A 15,177-nucleotide genomic window follows, 5' to 3' on the forward strand; every position below is an offset into this window, starting at 1 on the left:
ATTGTTGAAATATGGACGAACGTCAAGCGCTTGTCGCCTTCGGTGCGCTCTCGCAGGAGACCCGCCTGCAGGTCATCCGAATGCTGGTGGTCGCCGGCCCAAGCGGCATATCCGCGGGGGCGATAGCGGAGAAGATGGACGTATCGCCCTCCAATGTCTCGTTTCACTTGAAGGAACTGGAGCGGGCAGGATTGATTACCCAGCAGCGTGAGTCGAGATCGATCATCTATTCGGCCAATTACGAGGCGCTCGGCAGTCTCGTCCGTTTCCTGATGGAAGATTGCTGCGCCGGCCATCCCGAAATCTGCGCACCGGTCGCCGAGGTCGCGGCCTGCTGCGCGCCAACCGCGGAGGGGAAATGCCAATGAGTGACGATCGGGTCTACAGCGTGCTCTTTCTTTGTACCGGCAATTCCGCCCGCTCGATCATGGCGGAAGCCATACTCGAGGCGGAAGGGAAGGGCCGCTTCCGCGCCTTTTCGGCCGGAAGCCAGCCCAAGGGTGAGGTTAATCCCTGGGCGCTGAAGACGCTCGAAGCGCTCGGCTACCGCACGACGGGATTCTCGTCGAAGAGCTGGGATGTCTTCGTCGAGCCCGGTACTCCGCAAATGGATTTCATCTTCACGGTCTGCGACGATGCCGCCGGCGAGGCCTGTCCGGTCTGGATCGGACATCCGGCAACCGCCCATTGGGGCATCGAGGACCCCGCTGCGGTCGAGGGTTCGGATGTCGAGAAGGGCCGCGCTTTCGCCCTTGCGGCGAAGTACTTGAAGAACCGCATATCGGTGTTCGCAGCCCTGCCGATCGCCTCGCTCGACAAGCTCGCGCTCGAGACGAAGCTGCATGAGATCGGCCGGCTCGAAGGCGCGACGTCCCGTCCGTCCGAGGCGCGCTGATGTCGTCATTCGATCTCTCCCGACGTCTTGCCGCGGAAGGCCTGGGCACGGCGCTGCTCGTCGCGACCGTCGTCGGTTCCGGCATCATGGCCGCGTCGCTGACTGAGGACACGGCGCTCGCTTTGCTCGGAAACACGCTTGCCACGGGCGCGATCCTGGTCGTGCTGATCACCATTCTCGGTCCGATAGCCGGGGCCCATTTCAATCCGGCCGTATCGCTGATTTTCGCGCTGTCGCGCTCCCTGTCGCGACGCGATCTCATCGGCTATGTGGCGGCGCAAGTCGCCGGCGGCATCCTCGGGACGATCGCGGCGCATCTGATGTTCGATCACACGGTCCTGGAATGGTCGACGAAGGTGCGCACCGGGGGAGGACAGTGGTTCGCCGAATGGGTCGCCACTTTCGGGCTCGTCGCCACCATACTCGCCGGGCTCCGCTTCGAGCAGAAATCCGTGCCCTGGCTGGTCGGCCTCTATATCACGGCTGCCTACTGGTTCACGGCCTCCACCTCGTTTGCCAACCCGGCCGTGGCGGTCGCCCGGTCGCTGACCGACACGTTCTCCGGCATCCGCCCGGCGGATCTGCCCGGCTTCATCTCCGCAGAGCTGGTCGGTGCGGTTTCCGCGCTCTTTCTGATGACGTGGCTGCTGCGGCCTGCAAACCCGATGAGGATAAAATCATGAATGTCACAATCTACCACAATCCCGGCTGCGGCACGTCGCGCAACACGCTGGCAATGATCCGCAATGCCGGTATCGAGCCCACCGTCATCGAATATCTCGATCAGGCGCCGTCGCGCGACGAACTCGCCCGGATGATCGGCGACGCCGGCCTCACCGTCCGGCAGGCGATCCGCGAGAAAGGCACGCCCTACGCGGAACTCGGTCTTGACGATCCAGGAACGACCGACGAGCAACTCATCGATGCGATGGTGAAGAACCCGATCCTGATCAATCGGCCCTTCGTGGTGACGCCGCTCGGCACCCGGCTGTGCCGCCCGTCCGAGGTCGTGCTCGATATTCTACCCGACACGCACAAGGGGCCGTTCACCAAGGAAGATGGCGAGAGGGTGCTGGATGCGTCGGGCAAGCGCATCGTCTGAAAGGCTTGCCTGGAGGCGCTACCTTTGCGATGCGGCAAAGGTAGCGCCTAGCTGGCAGCCTTTCTTGCGCGCTGCTTCCTTCTTCCCCCCGCCATCTACGTAGAATGACGTATGTGCAGTGCAGCGGGCTTATTCAATGATCCCTCAAGCAACGGCCAAGGAGAACAAACGCTCCGTTGCGGCGACCAGAGCTAGAGGGGTTCAATCAGATGACTTACAGGGCACGCGTCACCGGCGCATTCCTCGCTGCCGTCCTTTCGACGACGGCGTTCAACGGCGCCTTTGCCGCCGACGACACGATCAAGGTCGGCATTCTTCATTCGCTTTCCGGAACCATGGCGATCTCCGAGACGACGTTGAAAGACGCCATGCTGATGCTGATCGACGAGCAGAACAAGAAGGGCGGCCTGCTCGGCAAGAAGCTCGAGGCGGTCGTCGTCGACCCGGCCTCGGATTGGCCGCTCTTTGCCGAAAAGGCTCGCGAGCTGGTCTCCGTCGACAAGGTCTCGGCCGTCTTCGGCTGCTGGACCTCCGTGTCGCGCAAATCCGTGCTGCCGGTCTTCGAGGAACTGAACTCGATCCTCTTCTACCCGGTCCAGTACGAGGGTGAGGAAAGCCAGCGCAACGTCTTCTACACCGGTGCCGCGCCGAACCAGCAGGCGATCCCTGCCGTCGACTATCTGATGGAGAACGAAGAGGTCGAGCGCTGGGTGCTTGCCGGCACCGACTACGTCTATCCGCGCACGACCAACAAGATCCTCGAAGCCTATCTCATCGCCAAGGGCGTCAAGCCCGAGGACATCATGATCAACTACACGCCCTTCGGTCATTCCGACTGGCAGACGATCGTCTCCGACATCAAGAAGTTCGGCTCGGCCGGCAAGAAGACGGCCGTCGTCTCGACGATCAATGGCGACGCCAACGTGCCGTTCTACAAGGAACTCGGCAACCAGGGCATCAAGGCCGAGGACATTCCGGTCGTCGCCTTCTCGGTGGGCGAAGAAGAGCTCGCCGGCCTCGATACCGGTCCGCTGGTCGGCCACCTCGCCGCCTGGAACTATTTCCAATCGGTCGACAACCCGGCCAATGCCGAGTTCATCAAGACCTGGAAGGCCTATACGAAGAACGACAAGCGGGTCACCAACGATCCGATGGAAGCCCACTATATCGGCTTCAACATGTGGTTGAAGGCGGTCGAGAAGGCCGGCACCACCGACACAGACGCGGTGCTCGACGCGATGATCGGCGTCTCGGTGCCGAACCTCTCGGGCGGCTACTCGACGATGATGCCGAACCACCACATCACCAAGCCGGTGCTGATCGGCGAAATCCAGGGCGACGGCCAGTTCGAGACCGTCTGGGAAACGCCCGGCCTTGTCGTCGGCGACGAGTGGTCGGACTACCTGCCGGACTCCAAGGACCTGATCTCCGATTGGCGGGCGCCGATGTCCTGCGGCAACTTCAACGTCGCCACCGGCAAGTGCGGCGGCAAGGGTTCATGATTTCATGACGAAGCAATTGTTCGCGGACGGGCCGGATGCGGTCCGCCCCCGGCATCGAGTTTCATGACGAACCGATAGCATGAAATACCCTCCGTCCGACGGCCTCCATTCGGACGGGGGACTTGCCGCAGATGCCAAGCGAGAAGCGAATGTACCGGATCTTTCAAACCCTGCTGATTGCCCTGTGCCTCTTCACCGCGATCCCCGGCGGGCTTCGTGCGGAAGAGGGGTTGCGCGATCTGGTGAACGCGCTCGGCGAGGCGAAACTCTCTAACATGGACGAGCATATCGCCGCGCTGGCGAAGACCGGCGACGCCAAGGTCGTGCCGGTGCTCGAGGCACTCGGAGAAGGCATGCTCTATGCGCGCAAGGCCGATAACCAGGTGTTCCTGACAAAGGAAAGCGGTTCGAACCTCACGCTCACCGATCCGGTGACCGGCGAAAGCGCTGGCGAAGCGCCGAAGGCAGCGTTCTCGAAGATAAAAGTTAACAATGGCGTGCGCCGCGCCGTGCGCACCGCGCTCGGCAGCCTGACGCTGCTCAGCCCCGACCGCAATCAGCGCCTGAAGGCAGCGCAATCCGTGCTTCAATCCCCCAACGCCGATGCGCTCGGCGCCATCGAGAATGCGCTCGCCGCCGAGAAGGACGCTGAGGTTCGTGCACTGCTCGAGCGGGCGCGCGCCACGACGCTGTTGATTTCCGACCGGCCCGTCGACGAAAAGAAGGAGGCGGTTCAGGTCCTCAAGCAAAGCGGTGGCCGCGAGGCCCTCTCCATCCTCTCGACGGCGCTGAACTCGGCCGACGAAACCCTGAGGCCCGACATCGAGGCGGCGCTCGCCGGCATCGAACAGACCCAGGCGCTCTGGGCCGCCGGACAAAATGTCTGGTACGGCCTGTCGCTCGGCTCGGTGCTGCTGCTTGCGGCGATCGGCCTGGCGATCACCTTCGGTGTCATGGGCATCATCAACATGGCGCATGGTGAAATGGTCATGCTCGGCGCCTACACGACATTCATGGTGCAGGAGATCCTGCGCAATTCGTTCCCGGGTCTCTTCGACTGGTCGCTGGCGATCGCCCTGCCGCTCGCCTTTCTCGTCACCGGGGCGGTGGGAATGGCGATGGAGCGCGGCGTCATCCGCTTCCTCTATGGCCGGCCGCTCGAGACGCTGCTGGCCACCTGGGGCATATCACTGATCCTGCAGCAATCGGTGCGGTCGATCTTCGGGCCCACCAATCGCGAGGTCGGCAATCCGTCCTGGATGTCGGGCGCGTTCGAGCTCGGCGGCTTGACGATCACCTGGAACCGCCTCTGGATCATCCTTTTCGCGCTCGCCGTCTTCGCGGCCCTTCTGTTCCTGTTGAAGAAGACGCCGATGGGCCTGCAGATGCGGGCGGTGACCCAGAACCGGCGCATGGCCTCCTCCATGGGCATCCGCACGCCCTGGGTCGATGCGCTCACCTTCGCGCTCGGCTCCGGCATTGCCGGCATGGCCGGCGTCGCGCTCTCACAGATCGACAACGTCTCGCCGAACCTCGGCCAGGGCTACATCATCGACAGCTTCATGGTGGTGGTCTTCGGCGGCGTCGGCAATCTCTGGGGCACACTTGTCGGCGCCTTCTCACTCGGCATCCTCAACAAGTTCCTGGAGCCCTATGCTGGTGCCGTGCTCGGCAAGATCCTCGTGCTCGTGCTGATCATCCTCTTCATCCAGAAGCGGCCGCGCGGGCTTTTCGCACTCAAGGGCCGGGCGGTGGAAGCATGATCACCTCTTTCCTCATCAGATCGCTGGACCGCACCATCGTCATCGCCGTGGCGATCCTGCTGGCCCTTGCCGTCCTCGTTCCCGCCCTCAATCTCCTGACATCAGCGGACCATCCGCTGCATGTGCCGACCTATCTGGTCTCGCTGTTCGGCAAGTACCTGACCTATGCGCTGCTCGCTCTGGCGCTCGACCTCGTCTGGGGCTTCTGTGGCATCCTCTCGCTCGGGCACGCCGCCTTCTTCGCGCTCGGCGGCTATGCGATGGGCATGTATCTGATGCGCCAGATCGGCGCACGGGGTTCGTATGGCAACCCGCTGCTGCCGGACTTCATGGTGTTCCTCAACTGGAAGGAACTGCCCTGGTTCTGGTACGGCTTCGACATGTTCTGGTTCGCAGCGCTGATGGTCATCGTCGTGCCCGGGCTCATCGCCTTCGTCTTCGGCTGGTTCGCCTTCCGCTCGCGCGTCAACGGCGTCTATCTGTCGATCATCACCCAGGCGATGACCTATGCGCTGCTGCTCGCCTTCTTCCGCAACGACATGGGCTTCGGTGGCAATAACGGGCTGACCGACTTCAAGGATATCCTCGGCTTCAACATCCAGGCCGACGGCACCCGCGGCGCGCTCTTTGCGGCCTCGGCGCTGGCGCTTGCCGCCTCGCTCGTCATCACATCGGGGATCGTGCGCTCGAAATTCGGCAAGGTGCTGGTGGCGCTGCGTGACGCCGAAAGCCGCACCCGCTTCCTCGGCTACCGCGTCGAGCACATGAAGCTCTTCGCCTTCACCGTCTCGGCGATGATGGCGGGCGTCGCAGGCGCGCTCTACGTTCCGCAGGTCGGCATCATCAATCCGGGAGAGTTCGAGCCCGGCAATTCGATCGAGGTGGTCATCTGGACGGCGGTCGGCGGGCGCGGCACGCTGGTCGGCCCGATCATCGGCGCGATCCTCGTCAACGGCGGCAAAAGCATCTTCACCGCTGCCTTCCCGGAATTCTGGCTCTTCGCGCTCGGCGGCCTCTTCGTGCTGGTGACGCTGTTCCTGCCGAAGGGCGTGGTCGGCACTGCGCTGCAATATGTCAGTCGGCGCAGAGCCTATCGGGAGGCGCGAAATCACAAGGACGCCGGCCTCCCGGCGGCCGAACCCTTGGCTGCGGAGTGAAAGTCATGACCGAGAAGAGGCCGAAAAACCTGCTCTATCTCGACGGCGTCTCCGTCTCCTTCGACGGCTTCAAGGCGCTGAATTCGCTCTCCTTCATCGTCGAGCCGGGGGAATTGCGCGCCATCATCGGGCCGAACGGCGCCGGCAAGACGACGATGATGGACATCATCACCGGCAAGACGCGGCCGGACGAGGGCGCGGTCTTCTTCAAGGGCGACATCGACCTGACCCGGAAGGACGAGGCGGAGATCGCCCAGCTCGGCATCGGCCGCAAATTCCAGAAGCCGACCGTCTTCGAGAGCCATACGGTCTGGGACAATCTGGAATTGGCGCTGAACCGCCGCCGCGGCGTCTTCGCGACGCTGTTCTATCGCCTGACCGGCGAGGACAAGGCCCGCATCGAGGAGATCCTTTCGACGGTCCGGCTGACGGGCCGCCGCGACGATCTTGCCGCCAACCTGTCGCACGGCCAGAAGCAATGGCTGGAGATCGGCATGCTGCTGGCCCAGGAGCCGGAGCTGCTGCTCGTCGACGAGCCTGTCGCCGGCATGACGGATGCGGAGACGGCCGAAACGGCGGTCCTACTCAAGGAAATCGCCAGGACCCGCTCCGTCGTCGTCGTCGAGCACGATATGGGCTTCATCCGCGATCTCGGCGTCAAGGTCACCTGCCTCGCCGAAGGCTCGGTGCTGGCGGAAGGCTCGATCGATTTCGTCAGCAACGATCCGAAGGTGATCGAGAATTATCTCGGCCGATGAGCGGTAGGAGTTGAACCTATGTTGAGCGTCGAAAACGTCAGCCTGCATTACGGCGCCGCCCAGGCGCTACGCAACGTCTCGTTCAAGGCCGAGATGGGCAAGATCACCTGCGTGCTGGGGCGCAACGGCGTCGGCAAGTCGAGCCTGCTTAGGGCGATCACAGGCCAGCATCCGGTGAGTTCCGGCGCAATCTCCTTCAACGGCATGCCGCTCGACGGGCTGGCGCCGTTCCGGCGCGCCAAGCACGGGGTCGGCTACGTGCCCCAGGGGCGCGAGATATTTCCCTTGTTGACGGTCAGGGAGAACCTCGAGACCGGCTATGCGCCGCTGAAGCGGGCCGAGCGCTCGATCCCAGACGACATCTTCAGCCTGTTTCCCGTGCTTCAGACCATGTTCGGCCGTCGCGGCGGCGATCTGTCGGGTGGCCAGCAGCAGCAGCTCGCCATCGCCCGCGCGCTCGTCACCCGCCCGAAGATCCTCGTGCTCGACGAGCCTACCGAGGGCATCCAGCCGTCGATCATCAAGGACATCGGCCGGGCCATCAGATATTTGAGGGACTCGACCGGCATGGCGATCCTGCTCGTCGAGCAGTATCTCGATTTCTGCCGCGAGCTCGCCGATCAGGTCTACATCATGGATCGCGGCGCATTTGTCCACGCGGGACCGGCGGAGACGCTGGACACCCCGGAAGCGCGCCGTCATCTGACGGTCTAGCTGTTTTTCCACAGGGCGGAAATCAGTCCAAGATTTCAGCAGCTTGTGTCAGCTTGGGTTCGCCGCTTTTCTGCCCCGCGGCAGAAAATCCACCGTTTCAATCGATTGTGTTTGCGCGCTCCCGTGCTTTGAACCATACTGCCGCTGCACGTTTTATGAAGGAGCATCACAATCCGTTACCGCTGACAGAATTGGCCATTTCGCGTTTCCGGCCTACCCACTCGGAGGAGACCCTAATGACGAATTTCCTGCCCGCCCTTTATGAAGGGCATGCCCCGATCACGCTGCAGAATCTCTTCAGAGATGCGCTCGAAGCCTATGACGATTGGGACGAAGACATGCCCGAACCGATCGTTTCCTTCGAAGGAAAAGTGGTGCCGATCAGCGCCGTTTTCGATTGGATGCGGCCCTGCACCGACATCATGCCGGCCAATATGCTCGGCATCGTCACCGACCGCCTGACGAAGCCCTGGAGCGGCACCGGTCCGCTCGACGAGATGACCGTCTCCACCGCCGCACGCGTCATGTCCGTGCTGGTGCGACGGCGCCTCAGGCGCTTCGGCCGCGGTTCGATCGAGGCCTTCGCCGAGCGCTTCAACCAGCCGATGCGCCCGGGACAGCCAGGCTGAGCCGTATTTTTCGCAAGGCAGCGCAGCGTTTGGCTGCGCTGCCTTGCACTTGAAGCACGTGCTCTGAACAGTAGACCGCAACCGCCTGCTGCGCCTCACCGGTTGCGGTACAGGAGGGCAGAAAATGCATCCGCCAAGCCCGATTACGCTACTATCGTGTGCAGGGTTCAGACGCGCAAATGTCGCTGTAACACGATGCTGCGTTGTTGCTCGAAAGCGCGTTGCGGTTTCGGGCACGACATGCATGGGTCGTCGCTTTACATAACTTATTGGTAGCGCTACCATTTCCACCGGACGCCCCCGGGAGGAGCCTGTCTGGCGTCACTGGACTCGCGTATCGATAGTCGTGCCGGATCGGCCACTGAAGCACTAGGTCGCGTATGACCGAGAAGGGCTTCCCAGTGGTCCGGAGCAATTCGACTGCATTCATTAGACGGTCAGTGCTCCAACCCGCGGACATGTCTGCGGCGAACTCGATGGCGGCCCGTTCGATGCCCTGTCCCGCATGCTAACGGGAGGGAATTCGATGACCAGAACCTTCGTCAGCGGCATTCTCACGGCCGCTGCGCTCGCACTTCTATCCACCACCGCCTACGCGGAACCTGAAATCGTCAGCGGTCCCGCGGCCGAGCCGGATTGCTTCGCACCGTGGGCGGCCGAAACCAAATTCTTCAAGTTCCCGAAAAAAGATGGCCCCTATCGGGTCGCACTGGCCAACGGCTTTATTGCCAATACATGGCGCATCCAGATGATCCAGACGGCCAAGGCCTATGCCGCGCAGCCGGACATTGCCGCCAAGCTCAAGGAGTTCAAGGTCGTTTCCACCGGCGAGGATGTGCCGGCGCAGATCTCGGCGATCAACAACTTCATCGATTCCGGCTATGACGCGATCATCGTCAATGCGCAGAACCCGACCGCCTTCGGTCCGGTCATCAAGCGCGCCAAGGAAGCCGGAATCGTCCTCGTCGCCTTCGACAACATTCTCGACACCGAGGATGCCATCAATGTCAACGTCGACCAGAAGGGCCTCGGCGTGCTCTGGGCGAACTGGCTGGCCAAGCATCTTCCGGAAGGTGGCAAGATCCTCGAAGTGCGCGGCGTCGCCGGCACATCGGTCGATACCGACCGCCACAACGGCATTCATGAAACCTTCGCGGCGACTGGCAAGAAGTGGGACGTCGTCGAGGTGATCGGCAAGTGGGACGACCCGACCGCGCAGAAGGCGACGGCCGATGCGATTGCCGTGCACAAGAAGTTTGACGGCATCACCGCGCAGGGCGGCGATACCGGCGTCGTGCAGGCGATGATCGATGCCGGCCATCCCTTCGTGCCGTTCGGCGGCGAGACGGAGAACGGCTTTCGCAAGTTCTGCGCCAAGCATGCCGGCGAGGGCCTGAAGTGCTCGTCGGCGGGCACCGGCCCGGCGCAAGTCGCCGTCGCGGTCAAGACGGCGATCGCAGCCCTCGAGGGACAGGTGGTGCCGCAATCGATCAAGCTGCCGCTGGCGATCGTCGAGGACCCGAACTTCAAGGAAGGCCAGGACTTCTATCCAGACCAGTCGGACAACTTCTTCGTCGGCAACGCCTTCCCGACCTGCGGCATCAACTTCACGGCGCAGGAGATCATGGGTCAGACGAAGGAAAACCAGTAGGTCTCTGGGCTTTCCTGAGCACTATGCCGCGTGCGTGCGCACGCGGCATGCGTAAGAGAATCGGGAGCCGAGGCGACGGATGGCGATGTCAGAGATACAGGCGACGTCCCCGCTCTTCCGGATGGAAGGCGTGTCGAAGCGTTATGGCGGGGTTCGTGCCCTGGAAAATGCCCATCTCGCCGTGGAGGCGGGCCGTATTCATGCGATTCTCGGAGAGAACGGCGCAGGCAAGTCGACGCTGATCAAGATCATGGCCGGGGTGGTGGCGCCGGACGAGGGCCGCATGCTGCTCGACGGTCAGGACGCCACCTTCCGCTCGCCGGCTGGGGCTTCTGCCGCCGGCATTGCCTGCGTCTTTCAGGAACTGTCGCTGATCCCGGATCTCAGCGTCGCCGACAATATCGCCATCGCCAATCCGCCACGCCGCTTCGGCCTGATCGACCGGCGGGCCCAGCGGGCGATCGCCGAGGAGGCGCTCGCCCGGGCCGGCGCCGAAGACATACACCCGCGAACCCTGGTCAAGGACCTGCCCTTGTCGCGCCGCCAAATGGTCGAGATCGCCAAGGCGCTGGCTTCCGGGCCGCGCATCCTGATCCTCGACGAAGCAACCTCGGCGCTGACGGCCGGCGACGTCGCCAAGGTGTTTGCCGTGCTCAAGGGCCTGCGTTCCGAAGGTCTGGCGCTGCTCTATATCTCGCATCGCATGCATGAGATCGCCGAACTCGCCGACACATGCACCGTGTTCCGCAACGGCCGCAACGTGGCGAGCTTTTCTGCCGGTAGCCGGACCAACAGCGAGGTCGTCGAAATGATGATCGGGCGCGAATACAGCAACATCTTCCCGCCGCGGCAGAAGCGCGCGATCGAACAGGGCAGGGCCCCGGTGCTCGAATGCCGTAGTCTCGGCTGGAGCGACCGGCTGCGCGATATTTCCTTCTCGGTCGGCGAGGGGGAGGTCGTCGGGCTCGGCGGGCTCGAAGGCCAGGGCCAGCGGCTCTTGCTTCTCGCCCTCTTCGGCGTGCTGCGGGGGATGACCGGTTCGGTGCTCATCGACGGTGCGCCGGTGGCAATCAGCGATCCGGCGGCGGCGCGAAAACCACCGCATTGCATGGCGCTGATCCCGGAGGACCGCAAGACCGAGGGGCTGATGCTGCCGATGACCGTCCGGGAAAATCTCTCCTTTGCCGCCCTCGACCGCGTTTCACGCGGCGGCGTCATAGACCGGGCGAAGGAGGAGCAACTGATCGATGAGATGCTGCGGCTCTTGGAAATCAAGACCGCGGGCCTCGACGTGCCCGTCGGCGCGCTTTCCGGCGGCAACCAGCAGAAGGTCGTCATCGCCAAATGGCTGATGCGCAAGCCGCGGATCATCCTGCTCAACGATCCGACACGCGGTATCGACGTCGGGACCAAGCAGGAGCTCTATCGCCTGCTTCGGCAACTGGCGGAGACGGGCGCTGCGATCGTCTTCTATTCGACCGACTATGACGAACTGATCGGCTGCTGCGACCGGGTCCTGGTTCTCTATGACGGGCGCATCGTCCGCGAGCTCGAAGGCGATGAGATCAGCGAACGGGCGCTGATCGCCAGCGCGCTCAATGTCGAGGCTGGGCATGAAGGAACGGCGGCATGAGCGAATGGCGCTATTGGCTTAACGAACAGCGCGGCACGCTGACGGGCCTTGCGATCTTCCTGGTGATGTTTTCCGTCTATGTGGCCAATCATCCTGCCGGCTTCACCGCCAATGTCGTCCACACTGCCGCCAACAAGGGCGTGCTGCTCGCCTTCGTCGCCATGGCGCAGGCGCTGGTGGTGATCACCGCCGGGATCGATCTGTCGGTCGGCATGATCCTGGTGCTCACCAACTGCCTTGCCTCCTGGATCGTCGTCGGCGCAGCGGTGCCGACCACCCTCGGAGTGGTCGCCGTGCTGGCGACGGGAACGATCTGCGGCGCGATCAACGGCGCGCTGGTGATCTACGGGCGCCTGCAGCCGATCGTGGCGACGATCGCGACCGGGGCCGTCTATTTCGGCCTTGGGCTGTTGCTCAGGCCCTTTCCCGGGGGGTCGGTCAACGAGGATCTCGCTGACGCGCTGACCGGCCGGCTGTTCGGCGTCATTCCGTCGAGCCTCGTCGCACTCGCGGCCGTCGTGCTGATCATCTGGCTGCCCTTCCGGAAATCGGTCGCGGGGCGGGCAGCCTTCGCGGCGGGCTCTTCCGAACCGGCCGCCTTCATGTCCGGCGTGCCGATCCGCCGCGGCAAGTTCGCGGCCTATCTGCTCAGCGGGCTGCTCGCCGGAATGGGCGGCCTGTTCCTCACCTTCTTCACCTATACCGGCGAGGCGGCCTATGCGAGCGGCAGCGCCTATACGCTCTGGTCGATCGCCGCGGTCGTGCTTGGCGGCGTGTCGCTCTATGGCGGCCGCGGTAGCGCCGTCGGAGCGATCTTCGGCGCCTTTGCGGCCCGCACCACCGGCGACATGCTGTTCGCCTTCGATGTCGACCCGCTGTGGCAGCCCTTGCTCCAGGGCATCGTGCTGATGATCGCCGTCAGCATCGGTTCGTTGGCGCTTTTGCGGGTCCGAAACCGGCTGGACTGGTTTCAATGAGCGAGACCTCCGAAAGCCGCTTGTCCGTCAAGGCGCGTCTGCCCGCCTTGCTCCGCCGCGCCGATCCGGCCGTGCTTACCGCCTTCGGCTGCATCCTGCTGCTGCTCCTTCTCGGCAGTCTTTATTCCAGCAATTTCTTGTCGCCCGACTACCTGCTGCAGCAGCTCAAGGTCGCCTCGTTCCTCGGCGTGGTGTCTGCCGGCATGATGATCGTCATTCTGCTCGGCCACATCGATCTTTCGGTGCCGTGGGTGATGACGATGGGCGCGATGATGGCCTGCGCCGCAGCCGGGTTCGGAGCGACAGGCGCCTTCGTCGCTATCCCGGTCGGGGTTCTCTGCGGCATGGCTCTCGGCCTCCTGAACGGCTTTGGCGTCGCCTATCTGCGCATTCCCTCGATGATCGTCACGCTTGCCTCCAATGTCGTGGCGCAGGGACTGATGGTCGTCTACACCGGCGGCTTCTCGCCGCAGGATTCGGCGCCGCCTGCCATACGCTGGCTGGCGACCGGCACACTCGTGCCGGGCGTTCCGAACGCCATCCTTGTCTGGCTTGCCGTCAGCGCGGCGATGGTGTTTCTGCTCGCCCGCACCGCCTTCGGTCGCGCCGTTTATGGGATCGGCAACAGCGAGCGTGCCGCCTTTCTCTCCGGCGTCGGCACGCGGCGCGTCGTCATGATCGCCTTCATACTTTCGGGCGCCCTGAGCGCCTTCGGCGGCGTGCTGCTCGCCGGCTATGCCTCCAAGGCGGCGCAGGCGATGGGCGACGCCTATCTGCTGCCGTCGATCGCCGCGGTCGTGCTCGGCGGCACCTCCATCCTCGGCGGCCGCGGCTCCTATCTCGGCACGGTGGCGGGCGTCATTTTGATCACGCTCCTGCAGTCCATCCTCTCGGTCATGCAGATGCCGGAAGCCGGCCGCCAGATCGTCTACGGCATCGTCATTATCGTCATGCTGCTGCTCTACGGCCGGGCGCCGCCGAGCCGCTGATACAAGTCGTCGCTGCGGGGTGGTATCATCCGGCCGCGCCGCCCGGTTCGCGACTGAATGAAAAACGGAGCATGCCATGACCCACATCGTCGATCTCCGCGTCTACGATCTGCGCTTTCCGACGTCGCAAAGCCTCGACGGGTCGGACGCAATGAACCCGGACCCGGACTATTCGGCCGCCTATGTCATTCTCGACACCGATCGGCCGGGGCTCGCCGGCCATGGCCTCACCTTCACTATCGGCCGCGGCAACGACATCTGCTGCATGGCGATCAAGGCCATGCGGCACCTGGTCGTCGGTCAGGAGATCGAGACCATTCGAAGCGAGCCGGGCCGCTTCTGGCGCCATCTGACCGACGACAGCCAGTTGCGCTGGATCGGCCCGGAGAAGGGCGCGATCCATCTCGCCACCGGGGCGATCGTCAATGCCGTCTGGGACCTGATCGCCAAGGAAGCGGGCAAGCCTGTCTGGCGTCTGGTGGCCGAGATGTCCGTGGAGGAGATCGTCGATATCGTCGACTACCGCTACCTGACCGACGTGCTGACGCGCGAGGAAGCGATCGAGATCCTAAAACGCGCCGATCCCGGCAAGGCGGAGCGCATCGCGACGCTCGAGAAGGAGGGCTACCCCTGCTATACGACATCGGCCGGCTGGCTCGGCTACGACGATGCGAAGCTCCGGCGGCTCGCGCAGGAAGCGGTCGACCAGGGCTTCAATCACATCAAGATGAAGGTCGGGCGAGACCTCGCCGACGATATCCGCCGGCTGACGATCGTCCGCGAGGTGATCGGTCCCGACCGCTATCTGATGATCGACGCCAACCAGGTCTGGGAGGTCAAGGAGGCGATCGACTGGGTGAGGGCGCTGGCCTTCGCCAAGCCCTTCTTCATCGAGGAGCCGACGAGCCCTGACGATGTCGCCGGCCACCGCAAGATCCGCGCGGCGATCGCGCCGATCAAGGTCGCGACCGGCGAAATGTGCCAGAACCGCATTCTCTTCAAGCAGTTCATCGCCGAGGGCGCGATCGACATCGTGCAGGTCGACGCCTGCAGGCTCGGAGGCCTGAACGAAGTGCTTTCCGTGCTGCTGATGGCAGCGAAGTACCAGCTGCCGGTTTGGCCGCATGCCGGCGGTGTGGGCCTCTGCGAATATGTGCAGCATCTGTCGATGATCGACTATGTTGCCGTTTCCGGCACCAAGGACGGCCGCGTGATCGAGTATGTCGACCACTTGCACGAGCATTTCGTCGATCCCTGCATCATCAGAAATGCCGCTTACGTGCCGCCGCAGCGGCCCGGCTTTTCGATCGAGATGAAGCCTCAGTCGATCGACACCTACACCTTTCGCGCCTAGCGACAAGGTCGAGGCGGGAGAAATGGCTTGACGCGAATCAGAGGATGAATCAT

Annotated in this window: 15 protein-coding genes; all 15 read left to right on the forward strand. The window is 63.6% G+C overall.

What is annotated here, in order from left to right:
• Positions 1-11 precede the first annotated feature (11 nt).
• The 15 genes from N181_RS16615 to N181_RS16685 all read left to right on the forward strand — a co-directional run bounded on the left by N181_RS16615 (position 12) and on the right by N181_RS16685 (position 15,124).
• Positions 12-368, forward strand: a complete 357-nt coding sequence (locus N181_RS16615; RefSeq protein WP_037434931.1) for an ArsR/SmtB family transcription factor — start codon at positions 12-14, stop codon at positions 366-368.
• Complete coding sequence (locus N181_RS16620) at positions 365-895, forward strand: arsenate reductase ArsC (RefSeq protein WP_037434935.1); 531 nt, start codon at positions 365-367, stop codon at positions 893-895. The genes N181_RS16615 and N181_RS16620 overlap by 4 nt, the downstream gene beginning before the upstream one ends.
• Entirely contained in the window at positions 895-1,578 is a 684-nt protein-coding gene (locus N181_RS16625; protein WP_037434937.1) for an aquaporin, read from the forward strand. The genes N181_RS16620 and N181_RS16625 overlap by 1 nt, the downstream gene beginning before the upstream one ends.
• On the forward strand, positions 1,575-1,997 hold the full coding sequence (arsC, locus tag N181_RS16630) for an arsenate reductase (glutaredoxin) (RefSeq protein WP_037434939.1): 423 nt from the start codon (positions 1,575-1,577) through the stop codon (positions 1,995-1,997). The genes N181_RS16625 and arsC overlap by 4 nt, the downstream gene beginning before the upstream one ends.
• Positions 1,998-2,206: 209 nt before the next feature.
• Complete coding sequence (gene urtA, locus N181_RS16635) at positions 2,207-3,499, forward strand: urea ABC transporter substrate-binding protein (RefSeq protein WP_014331170.1); 1,293 nt, start codon at positions 2,207-2,209, stop codon at positions 3,497-3,499.
• A 149-nt stretch (positions 3,500-3,648) separates the two neighbouring features.
• Positions 3,649-5,262 carry an urea ABC transporter permease subunit UrtB gene (urtB, locus tag N181_RS16640; RefSeq protein WP_037434942.1) on the forward strand — a complete coding sequence of 538 codons (1,614 nt, stop codon included), beginning with the start codon at positions 3,649-3,651 and terminating at the stop codon, positions 5,260-5,262.
• Positions 5,259-6,419 carry an urea ABC transporter permease subunit UrtC gene (gene urtC / locus N181_RS16645; protein WP_037434945.1) on the forward strand — a complete coding sequence of 387 codons (1,161 nt, stop codon included), beginning with the start codon at positions 5,259-5,261 and terminating at the stop codon, positions 6,417-6,419. The genes urtB and urtC overlap by 4 nt, the downstream gene beginning before the upstream one ends.
• Positions 6,420-6,424: 5 nt before the next feature.
• Positions 6,425-7,177, forward strand: a complete 753-nt coding sequence (urtD, locus tag N181_RS16650; protein ID WP_037398878.1) for an urea ABC transporter ATP-binding protein UrtD — start codon at positions 6,425-6,427, stop codon at positions 7,175-7,177.
• Between the two features lie 18 nt (positions 7,178-7,195).
• Positions 7,196-7,891 carry an urea ABC transporter ATP-binding subunit UrtE gene (gene urtE / locus N181_RS16655; protein WP_037398877.1) on the forward strand — a complete coding sequence of 232 codons (696 nt, stop codon included), beginning with the start codon at positions 7,196-7,198 and terminating at the stop codon, positions 7,889-7,891.
• Positions 7,892-8,127: 236 nt separating this feature from the next.
• Positions 8,128-8,520: a BRA0787 family protein gene (locus N181_RS16660; RefSeq protein WP_037398876.1), complete on the forward strand. Its 393-nt coding sequence runs from the start codon at positions 8,128-8,130 to the stop codon at positions 8,518-8,520.
• A gap of 526 nt (positions 8,521-9,046) precedes the next feature.
• The gene (locus N181_RS16665; protein ID WP_037398874.1) at positions 9,047-10,171 is read left to right on the forward strand and encodes a sugar ABC transporter substrate-binding protein; all 1,125 of its coding nucleotides are present in this window, start codon (positions 9,047-9,049) and stop codon (positions 10,169-10,171) included.
• A gap of 79 nt (positions 10,172-10,250) precedes the next feature.
• Positions 10,251-11,804, forward strand: coding sequence for a sugar ABC transporter ATP-binding protein (locus N181_RS16670; RefSeq protein WP_050994732.1), 1,554 nt, complete (start codon positions 10,251-10,253; stop codon positions 11,802-11,804).
• A complete protein-coding gene (locus N181_RS16675) occupies positions 11,801-12,781 on the forward strand; it encodes an ABC transporter permease (RefSeq protein ID WP_037436677.1) in 981 nt (326 codons plus the stop codon). Before N181_RS16670 ends, N181_RS16675 begins: the two co-directional genes overlap by 4 nt.
• The gene (locus tag N181_RS16680) at positions 12,778-13,770 is read left to right on the forward strand and encodes an ABC transporter permease (RefSeq protein WP_060563600.1); all 993 of its coding nucleotides are present in this window, start codon (positions 12,778-12,780) and stop codon (positions 13,768-13,770) included. Before N181_RS16675 ends, N181_RS16680 begins: the two co-directional genes overlap by 4 nt.
• 76 nt (positions 13,771-13,846) lie before the next feature.
• Positions 13,847-15,124 carry an L-fuconate dehydratase gene (locus N181_RS16685; RefSeq protein ID WP_037434962.1) on the forward strand — a complete coding sequence of 426 codons (1,278 nt, stop codon included), beginning with the start codon at positions 13,847-13,849 and terminating at the stop codon, positions 15,122-15,124.
• The last annotated feature ends 53 nt before the right edge of the window (positions 15,125-15,177 follow it).

This window comes from Sinorhizobium fredii USDA 205 (genome assembly GCF_001461695.1).
GTDB classification, from domain to species: Bacteria; Pseudomonadota; Alphaproteobacteria; order Rhizobiales; family Rhizobiaceae; genus Sinorhizobium; species Sinorhizobium fredii.